Source organism: Bacillus sp. EKM206B, from assembly GCF_011066015.1.
Lineage (GTDB): Bacteria > Bacillota > Bacilli > Bacillales > Bacillaceae > Bacillus > Bacillus velezensis.
Map to the genome: position 1 here is coordinate 130829 of NZ_JAAMNL010000007.1, position 17886 is coordinate 148714.

General features: G+C 49.1%; 15 protein-coding genes. 4 read left to right on the forward strand and 11 right to left on the reverse strand.

The window, feature by feature from the left end:
- Positions 1-77 precede the first annotated feature (77 nt).
- The gene (locus G9F50_RS14510; protein ID WP_012117051.1) at positions 78-1634 is read left to right on the forward strand and encodes an ABC-F family ATP-binding cassette domain-containing protein; all 1557 of its coding nucleotides are present in this window, start codon (positions 78-80) and stop codon (positions 1632-1634) included.
- 43 nt (positions 1635-1677) lie between these two features.
- Here G9F50_RS14510 and G9F50_RS14515 read toward each other — a convergent pair whose 3' ends face one another.
- The 3 genes from G9F50_RS14515 to G9F50_RS14525 all read right to left on the reverse strand — a co-directional run bounded on the left by G9F50_RS14515 (position 1678) and on the right by G9F50_RS14525 (position 5429).
- Positions 1678-2862 (reverse strand): MFS transporter, encoded by a 1185-nt coding sequence (locus tag G9F50_RS14515; protein ID WP_007408959.1) that lies wholly within the window; start codon positions 2860-2862, stop codon positions 1678-1680.
- A 63-nt stretch (positions 2863-2925) separates the two neighbouring features.
- The gene (locus tag G9F50_RS14520; protein ID WP_003155658.1) at positions 2926-3348 is read right to left on the reverse strand and encodes a MerR family transcriptional regulator; all 423 of its coding nucleotides are present in this window, start codon (positions 3346-3348) and stop codon (positions 2926-2928) included.
- 191 nt (positions 3349-3539) lie between these two features.
- A complete protein-coding gene (locus G9F50_RS14525; protein ID WP_060562218.1) occupies positions 3540-5429 on the reverse strand; it encodes an ABC-F family ATP-binding cassette domain-containing protein in 1890 nt (629 codons plus the stop codon).
- Positions 5430-5587: 158 nt separating this feature from the next.
- Between G9F50_RS14525 and G9F50_RS14530 the strand changes: the two genes are divergently transcribed.
- A complete protein-coding gene (locus G9F50_RS14530) occupies positions 5588-6655 on the forward strand; it encodes a tetratricopeptide repeat-containing glycosyltransferase family 2 protein (protein ID WP_060562217.1) in 1068 nt (355 codons plus the stop codon).
- A gap of 46 nt (positions 6656-6701) precedes the next feature.
- Here the strand turns inward: G9F50_RS14530 and G9F50_RS14535 are convergent, their stop codons facing one another.
- The 3 genes from G9F50_RS14535 to yfmT all read right to left on the reverse strand — a co-directional run bounded on the left by G9F50_RS14535 (position 6702) and on the right by yfmT (position 10058).
- Positions 6702-7601 (reverse strand): SDR family oxidoreductase, encoded by a 900-nt coding sequence (locus G9F50_RS14535; protein WP_060562216.1) that lies wholly within the window; start codon positions 7599-7601, stop codon positions 6702-6704.
- 129 nt (positions 7602-7730) lie between these two features.
- Positions 7731-8585 (reverse strand): methyl-accepting chemotaxis protein, encoded by an 855-nt coding sequence (locus tag G9F50_RS14540; protein ID WP_007609984.1) that lies wholly within the window; start codon positions 8583-8585, stop codon positions 7731-7733.
- Positions 8586-8600: 15 nt separating this feature from the next.
- Positions 8601-10058, reverse strand: a complete 1458-nt coding sequence (gene yfmT / locus G9F50_RS14545; protein ID WP_007408954.1) for a benzaldehyde dehydrogenase — start codon at positions 10056-10058, stop codon at positions 8601-8603.
- 244 nt (positions 10059-10302) lie between these two features.
- On the opposite strand from yfmT, the gene bcaP reads away from it, so the two are divergent.
- Together bcaP and G9F50_RS14555 are read left to right on the forward strand one after the other, a co-directional pair.
- Entirely contained in the window at positions 10303-11688 is a 1386-nt protein-coding gene (bcaP, locus tag G9F50_RS14550; protein WP_060562215.1) for a branched-chain amino acid transporter BcaP, read from the forward strand.
- 117 nt (positions 11689-11805) lie between these two features.
- Entirely contained in the window at positions 11806-13035 is a 1230-nt protein-coding gene (locus tag G9F50_RS14555; protein WP_060562214.1) for an MFS transporter, read from the forward strand.
- A gap of 28 nt (positions 13036-13063) precedes the next feature.
- Here G9F50_RS14555 and G9F50_RS14560 read toward each other — a convergent pair whose 3' ends face one another.
- From G9F50_RS14560 to rfbF, 5 genes are read right to left on the reverse strand one after another with little or no spacing between them, the layout of a single operon-like run.
- Entirely contained in the window at positions 13064-14002 is a 939-nt protein-coding gene (locus tag G9F50_RS14560; RefSeq protein ID WP_060562213.1) for a putative nucleotide-diphospho-sugar transferase, read from the reverse strand.
- 15 nt (positions 14003-14017) lie between these two features.
- Positions 14018-15178 (reverse strand): glycosyltransferase family 2 protein, encoded by a 1161-nt coding sequence (locus tag G9F50_RS14565; protein WP_007408950.1) that lies wholly within the window; start codon positions 15176-15178, stop codon positions 14018-14020.
- Between the two features lie 28 nt (positions 15179-15206).
- Positions 15207-16118 carry a putative nucleotide-diphospho-sugar transferase gene (locus G9F50_RS14570; protein WP_015239358.1) on the reverse strand — a complete coding sequence of 304 codons (912 nt, stop codon included), beginning with the start codon at positions 16116-16118 and terminating at the stop codon, positions 15207-15209.
- Between the two features lie 24 nt (positions 16119-16142).
- On the reverse strand, positions 16143-17111 hold the full coding sequence (locus tag G9F50_RS14575) for a GDP-mannose 4,6-dehydratase (RefSeq protein ID WP_012117042.1): 969 nt from the start codon (positions 17109-17111) through the stop codon (positions 16143-16145).
- A 6-nt stretch (positions 17112-17117) separates the two neighbouring features.
- Positions 17118-17882, reverse strand: coding sequence for a glucose-1-phosphate cytidylyltransferase (gene rfbF / locus G9F50_RS14580; protein ID WP_060562211.1), 765 nt, complete (start codon positions 17880-17882; stop codon positions 17118-17120).
- Positions 17883-17886: the final 4 nt, after the last annotated feature.

A 17886-nucleotide genomic window follows, 5' to 3' on the forward strand; every position in this document is an offset into this window, starting at 1 on the left:
GGTCTCCTCCTTTATAATCATAAATGAGAAAGACACATGATAAATAAAGCGTGTCTGATAACGATAGAGGTGTAATGATGAGTATTTTATCCGTAAAAGATTTAAGCCACGGCTTTGGTGACCGTGCGCTTTTTAACAATGTATCGTTCCGTCTTTTAAAAGGGGAGCACGTCGGCTTAATCGGAGCAAACGGCGAAGGTAAATCAACGTTTATGAATATTATTACCGGAAAGCTTGAGCCTGATGAGGGTAAAGTTGAATGGGCGAAAAACGTGCGCGTCGGCTACCTCGATCAGCATACTGTGCTTGAAAAAGGAAAAACGATCCGCGACGTGCTGAAAGATGCGTTCCATTACTTATTTGCAATGGAAGAGGAAATGAATGAGATTTACAACAAAATGGGCGAAGCGGACCCTGATGAGCTTGAGCAGCTGCTTGAAGATGTCGGTGTCATTCAAGACGCCCTGACTAATAATGATTTCTATGTGATTGACAGCAAAGTTGAAGAAATCGCCCGCGGCCTCGGCCTGCAGGATGTCGGACTTGACCGCGACGTCACTGATTTAAGCGGCGGACAGCGGACGAAAGTACTGCTCGCCAAACTGCTTTTGGAAAAGCCGGAAATCCTTCTGTTGGACGAACCGACCAACTACCTTGATGAACAGCATATTGAATGGCTGAAACGCTATTTGCAGGAATATGAAAATGCGTTCATCTTAATTTCTCACGACATTCCGTTTTTAAACAGCGTGATCAATTTGATTTATCATGTGGAAAACCAGGAGCTGACGCGTTATGTCGGTGATTATCATCAATTCATGGAAGTATACGAAGTGAAAAAACAGCAGCTCGAAGCCGCCTATAAAAAACAGCAGCAGGAAGTGGCTGAGCTGAAAGATTTCGTCGCCCGCAACAAAGCGCGCGTCAGCACGAGAAATATGGCGATGTCCCGCCAGAAAAAGCTTGATAAGATGGATATGATCGAACTGGCGGCTGAAAAACCGAAACCGGAATTCCATTTCAAGCCTGCGAGAACGTCAGGCAAGCTCATTTTTGAAACGAAGGACTTAGTCATCGGCTACGATACTCCGCTGTCACGCCCGCTCAATCTCAGAATGGAGCGCGGACAGAAAGTCGCCCTGTACGGCGCAAACGGCATCGGGAAAACGACGCTGTTAAAAAGCCTGCTCGGTGAAATCCAGCCGCTGGAAGGCACGGTGGAACGGGGCGAGCATCAATACACGGGCTATTTCGAGCAGGAAGTGAAAGAAACCAATAACAATACGTGCATCGAAGAAGTGTGGAGCGAATTTCCTTCCTTTACCCAGTACGAAATCCGCGCCGCCCTCGCCAAATGCGGCCTGACGACCAAACACATTGAAAGCCGCGTCTCCGTTCTCAGCGGAGGAGAAAAAGCGAAGGTCAGACTGTGCAAGCTGATCAATTCAGAAACAAACCTGCTCGTGCTTGACGAACCGACAAACCACCTGGATGTCGATGCGAAAGAAGAGCTGAAACGCGCGCTGAAAGAATACAAAGGCTCCATTCTGCTGATTTCCCACGAACCCGAGTTCTACATGGATATCGCGACGGAAACATGGAATTGTGAATCTTGGACGACGAAAGTGCTGTAAACACAAAAAGGAACTCCCGCCTGTGCGGAAGTTCCTTTTTTTCTTAATGTCCGGCTTTTATTCCGGCGAGATGTTTGCGTCCCATGAGAAGGACAAGCATGCCGACAAAAACGACGATCCCGCCTACTGTATATGGTGTGCTTGCAGTGAAGTGTTCTGACAGCATTCCCGCAATCCACGGAGCGAGCGCACCGCCGATAAAACGGACTGAGCTGTAGGCTGAAGACGCGATTGAACGTTCAACCGGCGCAGAACCCATTACAGCGGTTGTCATGATCGTATTCACCATACCGAGAACAGCACCGGCGACAACGATACATGTAATGATCAACGTCTGATGGTCAGTCCAGATCCCCATGACGATGAGAATGACCGCAAAGGCGATAAAGAGAACGACGAGCGAACCCACTGTTCCCAGCGCTTTGTGCACGAGCGGCGCCGTAAAGACTGACGTAATTGCCAGCAATAACCCCCAGCCGAAGAAGACGTATCCAAGGCCGTGTTCATCTAAATCCAGCACGAACGGAGAATAAGCAAGCAAAATAAAAAATCCAAAGTTGTATAAGAATGCAGATACTGCCATTGTCAAAAGGCCTTTATATTTGAGCGCCTTCATCGCATCAAACACACCGACGCGTTTTGCCGGTTTCGGCAGCTTTGGCAGCATGAGTGAAATCGCGCAAAGCGCTATGAACATGAGGACAGACACTCCGAAGAACGGAGCGCGCCATGAAATGCTGCCAAGCTCTCCGCCTGCAAGCGGCCCGACGGAAATCCCCAAGCCGAGTGCAGCCTCATACAAAATAATGGCTTTGGCGCTGCCGCCGACAGATACCCCGACAATGACGGCAAGCGCGGTTGAAATAAAGAGAGCATTCCCAAGCCCCCAGCCGCCGCGATAGCCGACAAGCTGAGCGATTGAACTTGAGCTTCCGCCGAGAGCGGCAAACACGATGATAAAAATAAGTCCGAGAAGCAGCGTCCATTTTGCGCCGATCCGGCTTGAAATCGCGCCGGAGAAAAACATCATAAAACCGGTAACGAGCAAATAACTTGTAAATAACAGAGATACTTCACTAGGTGAAGCATGTAATTGTGCGGCGATCGCCGGAAGAATCGGATCGACAAGACCGATTCCCATAAAGGAAATCACACAGGCAAACGCAACCGCCCAAACGGCTTTCGGCTGGCTGAATAAGCCTGTTTTCTGTTGTGATGATGTATCCATTTGACCAAACCTCCTGTTTCATCCATTAAAAGAAACGCTATATCCATAGCGTTTACAGCAAAATCATTCGATTGATTGAATGGCGCGGTCAGCTTTTTCTTTCATTCCGTTAAGGCGCGTTTTAAAATGCTGAAATGTGCTGATCTTCTCATCAATCATCTCAAGCTGGTGGTTCAAAGCGTGCTGAATCTCTTCCAGCTTTTCTTTCCGTTCCTTCGGATCCAGTGACAACAAGTACCCCTCTTTGTTTAATTCCAGCTGACGGCTCATCTCCATAAACTGCTGAAGCTCCTGAAGGGAAAAACCGAGCACTTCTTTTGTGCTGGTTACTTTTTCGAGCTCCTCCATATCATCTTCAGAGTAAAGCCGGACGCCGCCTTCTGTCCGTTTAGGAGCAGGAATCAAACCAATCTCCTCGTAAAAACGAATGGTTCGTTTTGTCAATCCGCTTCGCTTGGCAACTTGATCAATCTTCATCCATTCCAAGGTGAATCCCCCTCTTGTCGTATCTGTTTCTATTATACACCATTTGAACCTTAACGTAAACGTAAACTTTTTTACGCCTGATAAACTTTGCTTGGACAAAACGTTTGTCTTTAAAGCGCCGGGAGACATCTGTGTAAGATAAAAAAAGCCGGTATGACCCGCCATCTTCTCGGGGGCCGTACCGGCTTTTCTTAATTCTCAAGTTCTTCAATCATCAGTGACAATTCGGTCCAGCGCTCCATCGCCGCTTCGAGCTCTTCAGCCGTTTTTGCCTGTTCGGCCATCAGTTCTTGAATCTTTCCGAAATCACTTCCCGCTTCAGCGATTTCCGCCTCCAGACGCTGATGCTTTTCTTCAAGGCCGGCGATTTTGTCTTCGATGCCGTCCCATTCGATCTGATCCTTATATGAAAGCTTTTTGCGCTTTTTCTTCGGCTCTTCTTCCGCCTTTTTCTCTTCGGCCGGCTGTTTTACCGCCGTCTTCTTCGCTTTTGCGTGTTCCATGTATTCACTGTACGAACCTTGGAAACGGGAAATGACACCTTGTCCTTCAAATACGATCAGGCGGTCAATGACGCGGTCAAGGAAATAGCGGTCATGGGATACGGTGATGACGACGCCTGGGAACTGTTCGATATAATCTTCGAGCACGCTTAATGTTTCCGTGTCCAGATCATTGGTCGGCTCATCTAAAAACAGCACATTCGGTTCCTGCATCAGTACATTCAGCAAGTACAGACGGCGCTTTTCCCCGCCCGACAGCTTTCTGATATATGTCTGCTGCATCGGACGCGGGAACAGAAAACGCTCAAGCATTTGTTCCGCGGTGATGACATCGCCTTCCGCCGTTTTGACGATTTCAGCCGTCTCTTTTATATATTCAATGACTTTCATATCACCGTTCATTTCGCTGTGATCCTGGGTGTAGTAGCCGATCCGGACCGTCTGCCCGATGGTGATATTGCCGCTGTCAGGCTGAATTCTGCCGGCGAGGCTGTTTAAAAGTGTCGTTTTCCCGATTCCGTTCGGCCCGATGATGCCGATTCGTTCCCCCGGGATGACAAGCTCATTAAACTGGCTGATCAGCGCTTGGCCGTTATAGGTAACGGAGACGTTATCGGCTTCGATCACCTGTTTTCCGAGACGGTGGGAGCCGATCGCGAAATCGAGTGATCCGGATACTGCCGGCCCTTTTTGCTCTTTGAGCGCCTCCGCTCTGTCCACTCTCGCTTTTTGTTTCGTCGAGCGCGCTTTCGCCCCTCTTCTGAGCCACGCCAATTCGCGGCGCAGGAGGTTTTGACGTTTTGTTTCTTTCTGCTCCGCCAGCGCTTCCCGTTCGGCCCGTTTTTCCAGGAATACTTCATAGTTTCCTTTATACGTATAAAGGCTGCCTCTCTCAAGCTCGTAAATTCTGTTCGTTACCCTGTTCAGAAAATATCTGTCGTGCGTGACAAGCATAACGGCGCCCGGATATTGCGATAAGTAGCCTTCCAGCCATTCAATCGTTTCATTGTCCAAGTGGTTTGTCGGTTCATCCAAAATGAGCAGGTCAGCCGGCTGGATGACGTTCTTCGCAATCGCGACGCGCTTTCTCTGGCCGCCGGACAGCTCGCTGACATCCTTCATCAGATCGGTGACGCCAAGTTTGGTTAAAACCGTTTTGGCTAACGTATTCGCCTCCCACGCATCATTCGCGTCCATTCGGGCCTGCGCATCAAGCAGCTGTTTCTGGCGCTGGTCATTTTCCGGTTCTTCATTCAGCGCCTGAAGCGCTTTTTCGTATTCTCTCATCGTTCTCATGACGGCTGATCCGCCGGAATAAATATGCTCAAGTACGGTTTGTCCGGCCGGAAGCTCAGGGTCCTGATGCAAAAACTCAATATGCACGCTTCCTGAAGCCGTAATCTCGCCTTCTTCCGTTGATTCAAGGCCGGCAATGGTTTTCAGAAGCGTAGACTTCCCCGTTCCGTTCGGGCCGATTAAACCGATTCTTTCATTCTCTTCAATATGAAAGGAGATATGGTCGAATAATGTCTTATCTCCGTATGTTTTATAAAGGTTTTCCGCTTTTATGATGCTCATGGTCCCTATCAATCCTCACGTAAGTTCATGTGTTCATTTTAAATCAGGCGCTGGAATAAAACTAGTAAAAGGACAGACAAATTTCTTGGAAGAGATCATTTTGTCCGAAGAATGTTTCCGCCTCTCCTTTTATACACTGGAGGTGAAGAGGTGATGACATGATCAGCGTCAGTTTGTGCGTTATCGTGAAAAATGAAGAGGAAGTGCTTGCGGGCTGTCTTGATTCCGTCAAAGACATTGCGGATGAAATTGTGATTGCTGATACGGGCTCGACCGACCGGACGAAAGAAATCGCGGCCCGTTATACGGATAAGATTTATGATTTTGAATGGATCGATCACTTTGCGGCCGCCCGTAACTTTGTGTTTTCGAAAGCGGAAATGGATTATATTCTGTGGCTGGACGCCGACGATATGCTGACGGAAAAGGACCGTGAAAAGCTGATTGAGCTGAAGGCGTCGCTTTCAAAAGAGGTGGATGCGGTATCCATGTATTATCACGTCGGCTTTGATGCTCGGGGAGAGGTCAGCTTCAGATACCGCCGCAACCGACTCGTCAAGCGTGAAAAAGGGTTCCGCTGGATCGGAGCCGTGCATGAGTATCTTGAAGTATACGGAAACATCATAGAAACCGATATTGCCGTCACACACCGGAAATCCGCGAAAAAGCACTCGCCTCCCTCAGACCGCAACTTGAAGATTTATGAGAAAATGGCGGAAAACAGTGAAACGATGACACCGCGCGATTTGTTTTACTTCGCGAATGAATTAAAGGATCACGGCCAGTATCAGCGCGCCATCACGTATTATCACCATTTTCTTTCCACAAAACAGTGCTGGATCGAAGACGAGATCAGAACGTGCCAATATCTATCCGATTGCTACAGGGCGGTCGGCCATGAAGAGGCCGCCATGACGTCTCTCTTAAAATCATTTCTGATCGATTGTCCGCGACCGGAGTTCTGCTGCAGGCTCGGCGACTATTTTGCGGAGAAACGGCAATACCGGCAGGGCGTGTTTTGGTATGAGCTCGCCCTATCCGCCAAAAGCAGTGATGCAGGCTTTACCCAGCTCGAATATTCCACCTGGTATCCCCATCTGCAGCTCTGCGTCTGCCACTGGCAGCTCGGCGACAGAGAAAAAGCGAAGATTCATAACGACAAAGCCGCCTCCTATCATCCGTCACATCCGAGTGTCCTGTATAATCAAAACGTGCTCGGCACATAACATCAAAAAAAGAGCTGCCCCCGTATGAAGGGCAGCTCCTTATTGATCACGCTGTCGGAATTCCTCCGCTTACACTGTAAATTTGGGATGTCACATAGCTCGATTCTTCTGAGGCCAAAAAGACATAAATTCCTGCTAGCTCCGCCGGCTGTCCGGCACGCTTTAATGGAACGGCCGGTGTTTCCTTGCCGAATTTCGGAATGTTTTCACCGGGCTGTCCTCCCGAAATCTGCAGAGGCGTCCAGATCGGCCCCGGCGCTACCGAGTTGACTCTGATTCCTTTATTCGCCAGCTGTTTTCCTAAGCCGACGGTAAAACCGATAATGGCATGTTTCGTCGCGGCATAATCCAACAGCATCGGGCTTGGATTATACCCTTCTACGGACGTTGTCGTGATAATAGACGCGCCTTCCGGCAGATAAGGAAGCGCGGCTTTGACGAGCCAATACAGCGAGAATACGTTGACTTCAAATGTTTGATAGATTTGTTCTGTGGCAAGATCGCTGATATCATCCACTGCCTGCTGTTTGCCGGCGACAAGAGCGAGCGTGTCAAGACCGCCAAGCTCTTGATACGCTTTTTCCGCCAATTCTACGCAAAACGCTTCATCGCTTAAATCTCCCGGCAGCAGAACGGCTTTTCTTCCCTCTTTTTCAATTAACGCTTTCACTTCTTCAGCATCCGGCTGTTCCTCAGGCAGATAGTTAATCGCCACATCCGCCCCTTCCCGGGCATAAGCAATCGCGGCGGCCCGGCCGATACCTGAATCGCCGCCGGTGACGAGGGCTTTTCTTCCCTTCAGCTTGCCGGCTCCTTTATAGCTCGTTTCACCGCAGTCCGGCACAGGCTTCATCTCTTTCTGCAAACCGGGCGGTTCTTGATATTGTTTTGGAAATTCATCATGATCATATTTCGTCAGCGGGTTGTGCAGATTTGCATCAGACATACAAGACTCTCCTTTATCATTGGTGATGTATTCGTATGTGTACCCCTTTAGCATGACGGATCAAACGTGTAAGTGCAGTTTACGATTGATAAAGGGAAAACAAAAAAGGAGCCCGTAAGCTCCCTTTTTTTATGACTCTCCGAGTACGTTTTCAGCCATTTTCGCTAAATGCTGGGCGCTTCCCGAAATTTCCTGCATCGTGGCAGAAATTTGTTCAACCGCCGCCGCTTGACCGTTTGTATTCTGGTTGATGGATTCAATAGAGTCCTCCAGCCCTTTCAGCAGGCTGTGGATTTTTTTCGTAATCTGGTCAATTTGGCCGACGTTGTCTTTTGAATGAGTGGCAAGCTTGCGGATCTCATCCGCCACCACGGAAAAGCCCTTGCCGGATTCTCCTGCTCTCGCGGCTTCAATGGCCGCATTCAAACCGAGCAGATTGCTTTGATCCGAGATGCCCTTGACAGTGACGGAAATGTCGGCGATTTCTCCCGCGCTTTCACTGACTTGTTTCGCCTGAGTGGAAATCCCGGTCATCTGTGCTGAGAAACCGCTGATGGATTCTGAGATATCCGCGATGGCCGAAGCGGTCTGTTCCACGACGGCGGACAGGCTTTCAGCGACATCATGAAGCTTGGCTGATTTTTCAAGGCTCGTGCCGAGACCGACGCCGCCGATGACTTTTCCGTTTTCATCGTGAAGCGGAATCGCTCTGGCGATCAGCGGAAATCCGAAGAGCTCTTTCGGCACCATGCTTGTCTTCTTCTGATTCATGCGGATCGCATCTGTAATGATGTCCCCTTTTTGCAGCGGGTCTCCCGGCTTTACATTAAGAGAAAACGTTTTAGCCGGAATATTCACGATTAATTTTTCTGTATCATAAATTCCGATGGTGATGTCATCTTGGATCAGACTGTTTAAAAAAGGCGCAACTTTGACAAAAGCGTCAAGCAGGCTGTGCGTTTGCTGCTCCGTCTGTATACTCATTTCTTTCACTCCTTCTTAATATGGGAATTGCCGTTTTTCATGCTGAACCGAAATCCATTTCAGCGTGGTGAATTCTTCAAGGCTCCATTCGCCGTTCAGCCTGCCGAGACCTGATTGCTTCTCGCCGCCGAACGCGACGTTCGGTTCATCATTAATGGTCGTATCGTTGACGTGAATCATGCCGGTTTCGATCCGCTTAGCAAACTCAACGCCGCGCTCAACGTTTGCCGTATGCACGGCTCCGCTTAAACCGAACGGTGTCGCGTTTGCGATGCTTACCGCTTCATCCTCCGTTTCAAACGGCATGATGCAGACGGCCGGTCCGAACAGCTCCTCCTTCGCGATGCTCATCTCAGGTTTCACATCTTTTAAAATGACGGGCTCAGCGACCGTTCCGCTGAATCGGCCGGACAGCACCGGAACCGCTCCCTCTTCTATCGCTTTTTCGACAGACCGTCTCAGACCTTCCGCCTGTCTCTCATTGATTAAAGGACCGATAACCGTATCAGGGTCCATCGGATCGCCGACTTTCAGCGATGACACTTTCGCTTCGTAAAGCTCTGTAAATTTGTCATATACAGATGTGTGAACGAGCACGCGGTTCGCCGACATACAGATCTGGCCTTGATGCGTAAACCGGCTGAATACGGCCGCATTGACGGCGTATTCAAGATCAGCATCCTCAAGCACGATCAGCGCGCTGTTTCCGCCAAGCTCCAACAGCGGTTTTTTAAAGTGTTTGACCGCAAGCTGTCCGATATAGCTGCCCACTCCGGTTGAGCCTGTAAATGAGATAATCCGCGGCACGGGATGCTCAACAAAGCTGTCGCCGATCTCCCCGATATCCGTCACGATAACATTCAGCAGCCCGTCCGGTACGCCGGCCGCTTCAAAAATTTTCGCGATAAGCGTTCCGCCGCAGATCGGTGTTTCTTCATGAGGCTTCAGCACGACGCCGTTCCCCGCGCCGAGTGCCGGCGCAACAGATTTCATCGAAAGGAAAAACGGGAAATTAAACGGGCTGATCACTCCCACGACTCCGGCGGGTATTCTGTACAGCCTGTTTTCTTTTCCGTCAATCGTGGACGGGAGAATTTTCCCTTCCATCCGCACCGGAAATGTTGCGGCTTCTTTTATCATATTTTTGACAAGTCCGATTTCAAACTCAGCCTTCAGCCGTGTTCCGCCAAGCTCCTCCATGATTAAGTAAATAATCGCTTCTTCGTGCTCTTCGATGAAAGAAACGGCTTTTTCCAAAATGGCCCGCTTTTTAAAAGGGTTTACTTTGTCCCATTCTTGTTTCGCAAGAGCCGCGGCGCGATATGCCGCATCCACGTCATCAGACGTCGCTTTTTGGAATGAGGTGATGACTTTTTGAGTATAAGGATTTCTGTTTTCCAATACGTTCCGGCTGCTCCCATCCCTCCATCGGCCGCCGATAAACTGCTTATTTAGTTCTTCATATTGAAACATGTAAACATCTCCCTTTCACCGAAACTTGAAATTAGTTGATGAGTCATCTTTTGTATCGGTCTTAAGGTGAGAAAATTGAACTATTTCACAATAAAATTCCCGTTCCTTCCGTGCATCGACGCTTTTTAGCTTTGTCCTTTTAAAGTGGAAAATTCTTTAATTGACTGCGAGAAATTTCGACAATATAATACAAACGTCAGTGTATATAATGATAAGAATATTATGAATTTTCAGGAGGACCCATATGTCTTTACTATTTCGGAAAAAGCCGCTGGCCGACTTAAAGGCCCAGAGCAAACAGACCAGCCTGTCCCGCTCGTTAAGCGCTTTTGACTTGGTTTTGCTCGGAATCGGCTGTGTTGTCGGAACGGGGATTTTTGTGATTACCGGGACTGTGGCCGCGACAGGCGCAGGACCGGCTTTGATTCTGTCGTTTGTGCTCGCGGGTCTTGCCTGCGCGCTCGCCGCGTTTTGTTATGCGGAATTTTCTTCCTCCATTCCGATTTCAGGCAGCGTATATACGTATTCATATGTCACTCTCGGGGAGTGTCTCGCGTTTTTAATCGGATGGGACTTAATGCTTGAATATGTCATCGCGCTTGCCGCCGTCGCAACCGGCTGGTCATCCTATTTCCAATCGCTTCTTGCAGGCTTCGGGCTGCATCTTCCGGAGGCGCTGACCGCCGCACCCGGCAGCAAAACGGGTGCCGTGTTCAACCTGCCGGCCGTTATCATTATTTTGGTCATTACCGCGATTGTTTCAAGAGGCGTGAAAGAAAGCACCCGCTTTAACAATGTCATTGTATTGATGAAAATTGCGATCATTCTGCTATTTATCATTGTCGGTTTCGGCTACGTGAAACCGGAAAACTGGTCGCCGTTTATGCCGTTCGGAATGAAAGGCGTCATCACGAGCGCCGCGACCGTTTTCTTCGCGTATCTCGGATTTGATGCCGTGTCAAACGCGTCGGAAGAAGTGAAAAACCCGCAGAAATCAATGCCGGTCGGAATCATCGGCGCGCTCGCCATCTGCACCATCCTTTATATTACGGTATCGCTCGTCCTGACGGGAATGCTTTCGTACACCAAGCTGAATGTCGGAGATCCGGTATCTTTCGCGCTCCAATTTGTCGGCCAGAACAAGATAGCAGGCATTATTTCTGTCGGCGCGATTATCGGGATTACAACGGTCATGCTCGCTCTGCTTTACGCTCAGGTGCGCCTTACATTTGCGATGAGCAGAGACGGCCTTTTGCCACGCATGTTTTCCAAGGTTCACCCGCGTTTTAAAACACCGTTTCAAAACACATGGGTGACGGGGATCGCTGCCGCCGGGATCGCGGGTTTTATTGATCTGGGAACCTTGGCGCATCTCGTCAACATGGGAACCTTGGCGGCCTTTACGGTCATTGCGATCGCCGTCATCGTTTTAAGAAAGAAACATCCGGAGATCAAATCTTCCTTCCGTGTTCCTTTCGTGCCTGTTGTGCCGATTATCAGCGCATGCTTATGCCTGTATCTCGCAAGCAGCCTGCCGGGCGTGACATGGCTCGCCTTTGTCATCTGGATCGCTGCCGGGATCGTCGTTTATATGATGTATTCGAGAAAACACAGTTTGTTAAATAAATAAAAAGGGAGGCTCTTTTTTCTTTTTGAGAAAGAAGAGCCTTTTTTGCACTTGATAATTCATTCACCTTATGAATAATATGGTGTATGCTTCGTTTACATAAAAAGGAGGAGAATCACTTTGGCAATTGCCGCCCCGCTTAAAGAAAAACCTGTCCATCGTCCCGAGACAACCATGTATTCTATTTTGTTCATTATCGGGATTTGTCATCTGCTGAACGATTCACTGCAAGCGGTGATTCCGGCGATGTTTCCGATTTTGGAACGTTCCATGAATCTTACATTTACGCAGCTCGGAATTATCGCCTTTACGCTGAATATGGTGTCTTCCGTGATGCAGCCCGTCATCGGCTGGTATACGGATAAACGCCCGATGCCGTATGCTTTGCCGCTCGGACTCACCGCAAGCATGCTCGGCATTTTAGGTCTCGCGTTCGCCCCGTCTTTTCTGACGATTTTATGCTGTGTCTTTTTTATCGGCCTTGGCTCCGCCGTCTTTCATCCTGAAGGATCGCGTGTCGCCTACATGGCCGCCGGCGAAAAGCGCGGCTTGGCGCAATCGATTTACCAAGTCGGAGGAAATACCGGCCAGGCGATGGCGCCCTTGATTACCGCGCTGATTCTCGTTCCGCTCGGTCAATTCGGCTCTGTCTGGTTTACGCTTGTCGCCGCAATCGCTGTGCTGTTTCTCATTTATATCGCCAAATGGTATAAAGGCCGCCTTATTCATTTGCGCGCCGTAAGTAAAAAATCACCGGCCGCCGCTGTGCAGACCGTGATTACAAAACCGATTATTCTCGCCCTTATCATGATTATCTTCTTAATTTTCGCGCGCTCCTGGTATGTGAGCGCGATCGGCAACTTTTATACGTTCTATGCGATGAATGCCTATCATGTCAGCATTCAGCAGGCACAGAGCTATATCTTCGTCTTTTTATTTTTCGGAGCTGTCGGAACGTTTCTCGGCGGGCCGCTTGCAGACCGTTTCGGAAAGCGGAACGTCATCATCGTTTCGATGATAGCATCGGCTCCATTGACGATTTTCCTTCCGTTTGCGGGGCCTGTCATCGCCTATGGCGTACTGGCGCTGATCGGTGTTGTTCTGATGTCCAGCTTCTCCGTGACGGTTGTCTACGCGCAGGAGCTTGTTCCAGGCAAAATCGGAACGATGTCAGGGCTTACGGTCGGGCTCGCCTTCGGAATGGGCGCGATCGGAGCCGTTGCGCTCGGAGCTCTTATTGATTCAGCGGGATTGACGCCGACCATGACAGCCGTCGCCTTTCTGCCCGTTTTAGGTCTGCTCGCCTTTGTCCTGCCGAGCGACAAAACATTAAAAGAATGGCATTCATAAAAACATCCCTGCCGAAAAGGCAGGGATTTTATGTTTCAACCGTATAAAAATGAGTGTCAGGAACCGCATATTTCGGAATAAACCCGTCTCTGAAATCGGGAAATGCTTTTTGAATTTCATCAATCCATTTTTTCACGTTTTTGATGTACGGCACGTAAATCATATTGACTGTCGCCTCGTCATCAATGTGATAGTACCAGCACAGATTGAATTCGTTCTCCGTGACGAGCGTAAAGCCTGAAAAATGATAAAATATCAGCGGGGTGTCATTGACATACACAGCCCCGTCACGCAGGCTGACGTCATATTGCTCAATATTCCAAAGCGCCGCATTCGCGCCGATCGACTCCGTGACATGAACGTGTTCAAACTGCGCGGGCCACTTTTCAACATACCTTTGGTCACCGTATGTCTTTTTTTCTTCATTCATCTCCACCGTACAATAGGAGATGCAATCCTGTCTCCACTGCCAGACCGCCCGATACGCTTCCCCGGTATTCCGCGCGCCGACAAACCCGGTGTTGTACTGCCCCGTCAGCTTGTAATAAGACGCAAACCGTTCTGAATTGCGGTGATCCGTCAGAAAAAGGGAAGCATCAGGCTTTTCCGCAAACAGCTCGCCCGCATCTGAGAAGAAAAAGAGATCGGTGTCCAAGTGGGCAAAATATTCAGCTTCATCATACTCTGTCATCACATGGAACAGAAATGCCGGCTTCAGCGTCCAGCAATATTCATGAAACGTCCGGCCGCCCTTTGCTTCAAGCAGCTCCGGGTCCTCCATTTCATGGAGCTGAACCGCCGTGATATGTTCCCACGGCACCTGCTGAAGCAGTTCGTACGCTTTCTGATCGACACACAGCACATACAGATGAAAATCCCGGCAATGCTCATGGAGAGAATGAATCATCGGCATCAGTTTAAAGATATGCGTTCTGGAAACAATGGTTGAAAAATGATATTTACTCACCATATCACATCCAATTTATTTAAGATCCACATGCAGTAAATCAGCAGCCAGCGCTTTGAACGCCCTTGCAAAGTGCGTGACGCCCAGCTTTTTTTCCGCTTTTGCCAAAAGCTTTCCGACCTCCGGCAGATTGAAGCTGTTCGCCGTGATCCGCGGGCTTTTCGTCTTCCAGTCCGGGTCGAGGTTGCGGTCTTTAACCGCGTGCAGCAGCTCGAGAAAAATGTGCAGCAGGCTTTCATATTTCTCATAATCAAGCAGCACTTCGATGTCTGCCATCATGCTGTTGGTTAACTCCGCGTCAAACGGGCCGTTAAACGCGAGGTGCACGTCAAGCGAATGAATGTCATTGTACTTGTCGCACATGTACGCGATATTCGCCCTGATATCATCAACGGAAGCGCAGTTGCTCGGATGCTCCTGATGGACGCTCATGATATCGCGCCGCAGCTGAAATCTCATTCCCGACTGATGAAGCCTGATGCCGAGATCATAATCTTCAAAGCCGTATCTGACAATGCCTTCATCAAACAGGCCGAGATCTGCCACGTGCTGTCTCTTGACTGACGAATTGTTCGTAATGAAAAAACGCCACGGCAGACGGTAGCCGTTCAAATCATCTCCGTATTTTTCCAAAATGCTTTTCAGCACCCGGATAAAGTCGGTATCTAAATCAAAACATTGGTCAAGAAAACTTCCGTCTCTGATATCACTTTCATCAAGGAGCGGCTCTTTATCGCCCGGCAGCTCTTCATACAGTTCGGCGAGTTTTTCTTTATGCTCTTTTTCAAAACGGTCATAATAAAAGCTGTAAATCCGCTTCCAGAACATACCGCATACGACAAGATCGTCCCGGTTCTCATGAGCCTTGATATGCTTCGCCACCAAATCCTTTTCGGCAAGCATATCGCTGTCATGGAAGATCAAAATATCGCCTCTGGCATTGCGGACCGCCTGATTCCGGCCGTAAGCGATCCCTCTGTTTTCTTTAATTCTCACAAAAATCAGCGGAAAATTCGCGCTGAATGATTCAAGCATGGATAAGGTTCCGTCTTCCGAACCGTTGTCAGCCACAATCACTTCGAACGGCTCTGTGCATTCCTGTTCATTCAGGGACAGCAGGCTGTTATAAAGCCGCTCCTTGGAATTATATGCGGGAACAATGACGCTTGCCTTCACTTTTCGTTCACTTCCTGTATATGATCATTTATTTGTTATCATCCTCAGATGCAAAGCCGCTGAACTCCGGGCAGACGGCGCTGACCGTCCCGATCACCCGCTTCAGAATGTCCTGATAAAGCTGATGGACAAACGGCAGGTCGGTCCGGTCCGTCTCATGAATCTGCCGAATGTCGCCGGCTGTAACGATCCGGTATCCGCTGAAATGATAGAAAATCAGCGGACTTCCGTCTTCGAGCACAAGACGCCCGTCCTTCCATGAAAACGTGTGGCGGCCGTAATTCCAATGGCCGATATTCACGCCGGGCGTGGTGATGTCACACACATTCGGGAACAGGCCGGACATGTAATCCAAGTAGCCTTGATCTCCGAATTTTCCTTCGCCCGGCGCATTTTTGCATTCTTCCAGGCAGCGTTCTTTCCACCATCTGAGACAATCTGTGCCGGCACTGTCGGTTTTGAAGCTGAGAAAACCGGAATTATACCGGCCTAAAAGACGCTGCAGCATGTCGATTTCCTGTTTTTCAAATGAGGGAATGACGATATCGCCCCGTGACAGAAGCACCGAACAATCCGGCTGATTGTCAAAAATCGCGCGCGGATCAGCGAAGAAAAACAAATCGGCATCAATGTACGTGACACGCTCTAATTCCGGATGTCCGTCCAGCACGAATTCGAGAAATACCGGCTTCACCGTCCAGCAGTATTCGCTCTGATCCCTCGTCCGCTTCAGTTCAAGGAGCTCCTCATTTTCCAGTGCGGACACCTGAATCAAGGTGACATTATCCTGCCGCATTGCCTGAAGCACGTCATAGGTGTCTTGGTCCATACACAAAGTAAAAATGGGGGCGTCCGCCTGAACCGCTTTCAATGAGCCGAACAAAGCGATAGCCTGATACAGCCTTCCTTTTGATAAAACTGTGCAATATGCGCTTGTCACGTCTTTCTCTCACCTCTGTTTCTGTTACTTTTGAAAAAAGGCTTTATACCATTCGATCGTTTTTTCCAATCCTTCATCAATGGTATGCGCGGGTGTCCAATTCAGAAGCTTCCTCGCCTTTTCCGCCGATAAATATTGGTGCTTGATTTCATGGCTTCCCTGGTTGAGCACTTTCGGCTTGAGGTCACTGTCCATGGCCTTAAGAATTTTTTCTACAAGCTCCAGCACCGTCAGCTGAATCTCATTGCTGAAGTTGAACGCTTCTCCCGCAAGATTGAGCTCCTCCATCTTTTCCGCCAGCAAAAGGTATGCCTCGACCGCATCCTCGATGTAAAAATAATCACGGATAAATGTGCCGTCGCTGCGGATTTCCGGCGCTTCACCGTTCAGCACGAGCTGAATCGTCTGCGGAATAATCCGGTTGAAGTTCAAATCTCCGCCGCCGTACAAGTTGCCGCAGCGCGTAATACAGACCGGAAGTCCGTACGTATTAAAATATGTGTGGCTTAACAAATCGGCACAGCTTTTTGATACGTCATACGGATGTTTGCCCTGAAGAGGCATGTTTTCATCGTACGGCAGTGTCGGCTGGTCGCCGTACGCTTTATCACTGGACGCGACGATCACCCGCTTGATGAGCGGATGCCTGCGGCACGCTTCAAGGATGTTCCATGTGCCGAGAATATTGGCTTCAAATGTGGAAATCGGATTGCGGTTTGCGACGCCGACGATCGCCTGAGCGGCTAAATGAAAGACCGTGTCAATTTCATATTCGCCCAGCGCCCGCTCAATCACATCCAGATCTTCAAGCGCGCCCTGCACGATATTCATTTGCTTCACTTGTTCTCCCTGATACAGGTTCGACTTAGGCACAGTGTCACGGACAAGTCCCGTCACATTGGCCCCCTGATCGATCAGTTCCTTCACCAAGCAGCTTCCTAAAAGACCTGTACATCCCGTCACAAACACATTTTTATTTTTCCAGAAACTCAAACTTGATCACCATACCTTCCATACATGTTGTCCCCGGTCCCACATCTTGTTGATTTCCAGCAGGTTTTTATACGTATCGATCGCCGTCCAGAAACCGTAATGCCGGTATACCGCCAATTCGCCGTCTTTCGCCAGCTCCTTCAGCGGTTCTTCTTCAAACATGACATCCCTGTCTTTCGGCAGATAATCAAATACCTTCGGGCTGAGCACGAAAAATCCGCCGTTGATGATGCCGTCACTTGAGGTTTTTTCAGAAAAGCTTTTCGCCATACCGTCTTCAACCGTCAGCGTTCCGAATTGCGAGGTCTTTTCTATACCGGTGACGGTCGCCGCAGCCCCTTTTGATTGATGATAGCTGATCAGATGAAACAGGTTGATGTTGGCCAGTCCGTCCCCGTACGTCATAAGAAAGGTTTCATCACCGATGATGTCCTTCGCCTGTAAAAGCCGCCCCGCTGTCTGCGTGTGTTCCCCCGTGTCTAAAAAAGTGATTTTCCACGGCTCGGATTTTCCCAATATCCGCACTTCTCCGGTAGAGCTGTCCAGCGTCATGCTGTGATTCTTCCAGTCATAATCTAAGAAATATTCCTTAATCATCTCTCCTTTGAAACCAAGAAGCAGGATAAATTCGCTCACGCCATAGTATTGATAGAGTTTCATAATATGCCATAGAATCGGTTTGCCGCCTATCATGGCGAGCGGTTTGGGACGTTCATTGGTGATTTCGCTCATTCTCGTTCCTTTTCCGCCGCAGAGAATGACTGCTTTCATCTCT

What these genes read in the sequence shown, in the direction of transcription:
- G9F50_RS14510 (WP_012117051.1), top strand. Translation starts at nt 78, where the DNA reads ATGAGTATTTTATCCGTAAAAGATTTAAGCCACGGCTTTGGTGACCGT.
- G9F50_RS14515 (WP_007408959.1), bottom strand. Translation starts at nt 2,862, where the DNA reads ATGGATACATCATCACAACAGAAAACAGGCTTATTCAGCCAGCCGAAA.
- G9F50_RS14525 (WP_060562218.1), bottom strand. Translation starts at nt 5,429, where the DNA reads ATGAGCATCATAAAAGCGGAAAACCTTTATAAAACATACGGAGATAAG.
- G9F50_RS14530 (WP_060562217.1), top strand. Translation starts at nt 5,588, where the DNA reads ATGATCAGCGTCAGTTTGTGCGTTATCGTGAAAAATGAAGAGGAAGTG.
- G9F50_RS14535 (WP_060562216.1), bottom strand. Translation starts at nt 7,601, where the DNA reads ATGTCTGATGCAAATCTGCACAACCCGCTGACGAAATATGATCATGAT.
- G9F50_RS14540 (WP_007609984.1), bottom strand. Translation starts at nt 8,585, where the DNA reads ATGAGTATACAGACGGAGCAGCAAACGCACAGCCTGCTTGACGCTTTT.
- yfmT (WP_007408954.1), bottom strand. Translation starts at nt 10,058, where the DNA reads ATGTTTCAATATGAAGAACTAAATAAGCAGTTTATCGGCGGCCGATGG.
- bcaP (WP_060562215.1), top strand. Translation starts at nt 10,303, where the DNA reads ATGTCTTTACTATTTCGGAAAAAGCCGCTGGCCGACTTAAAGGCCCAG.
- rfbF (WP_060562211.1), bottom strand. Translation starts at nt 17,882, where the DNA reads ATGAAAGCAGTCATTCTCTGCGGCGGAAAAGGAACGAGAATGAGCGAA.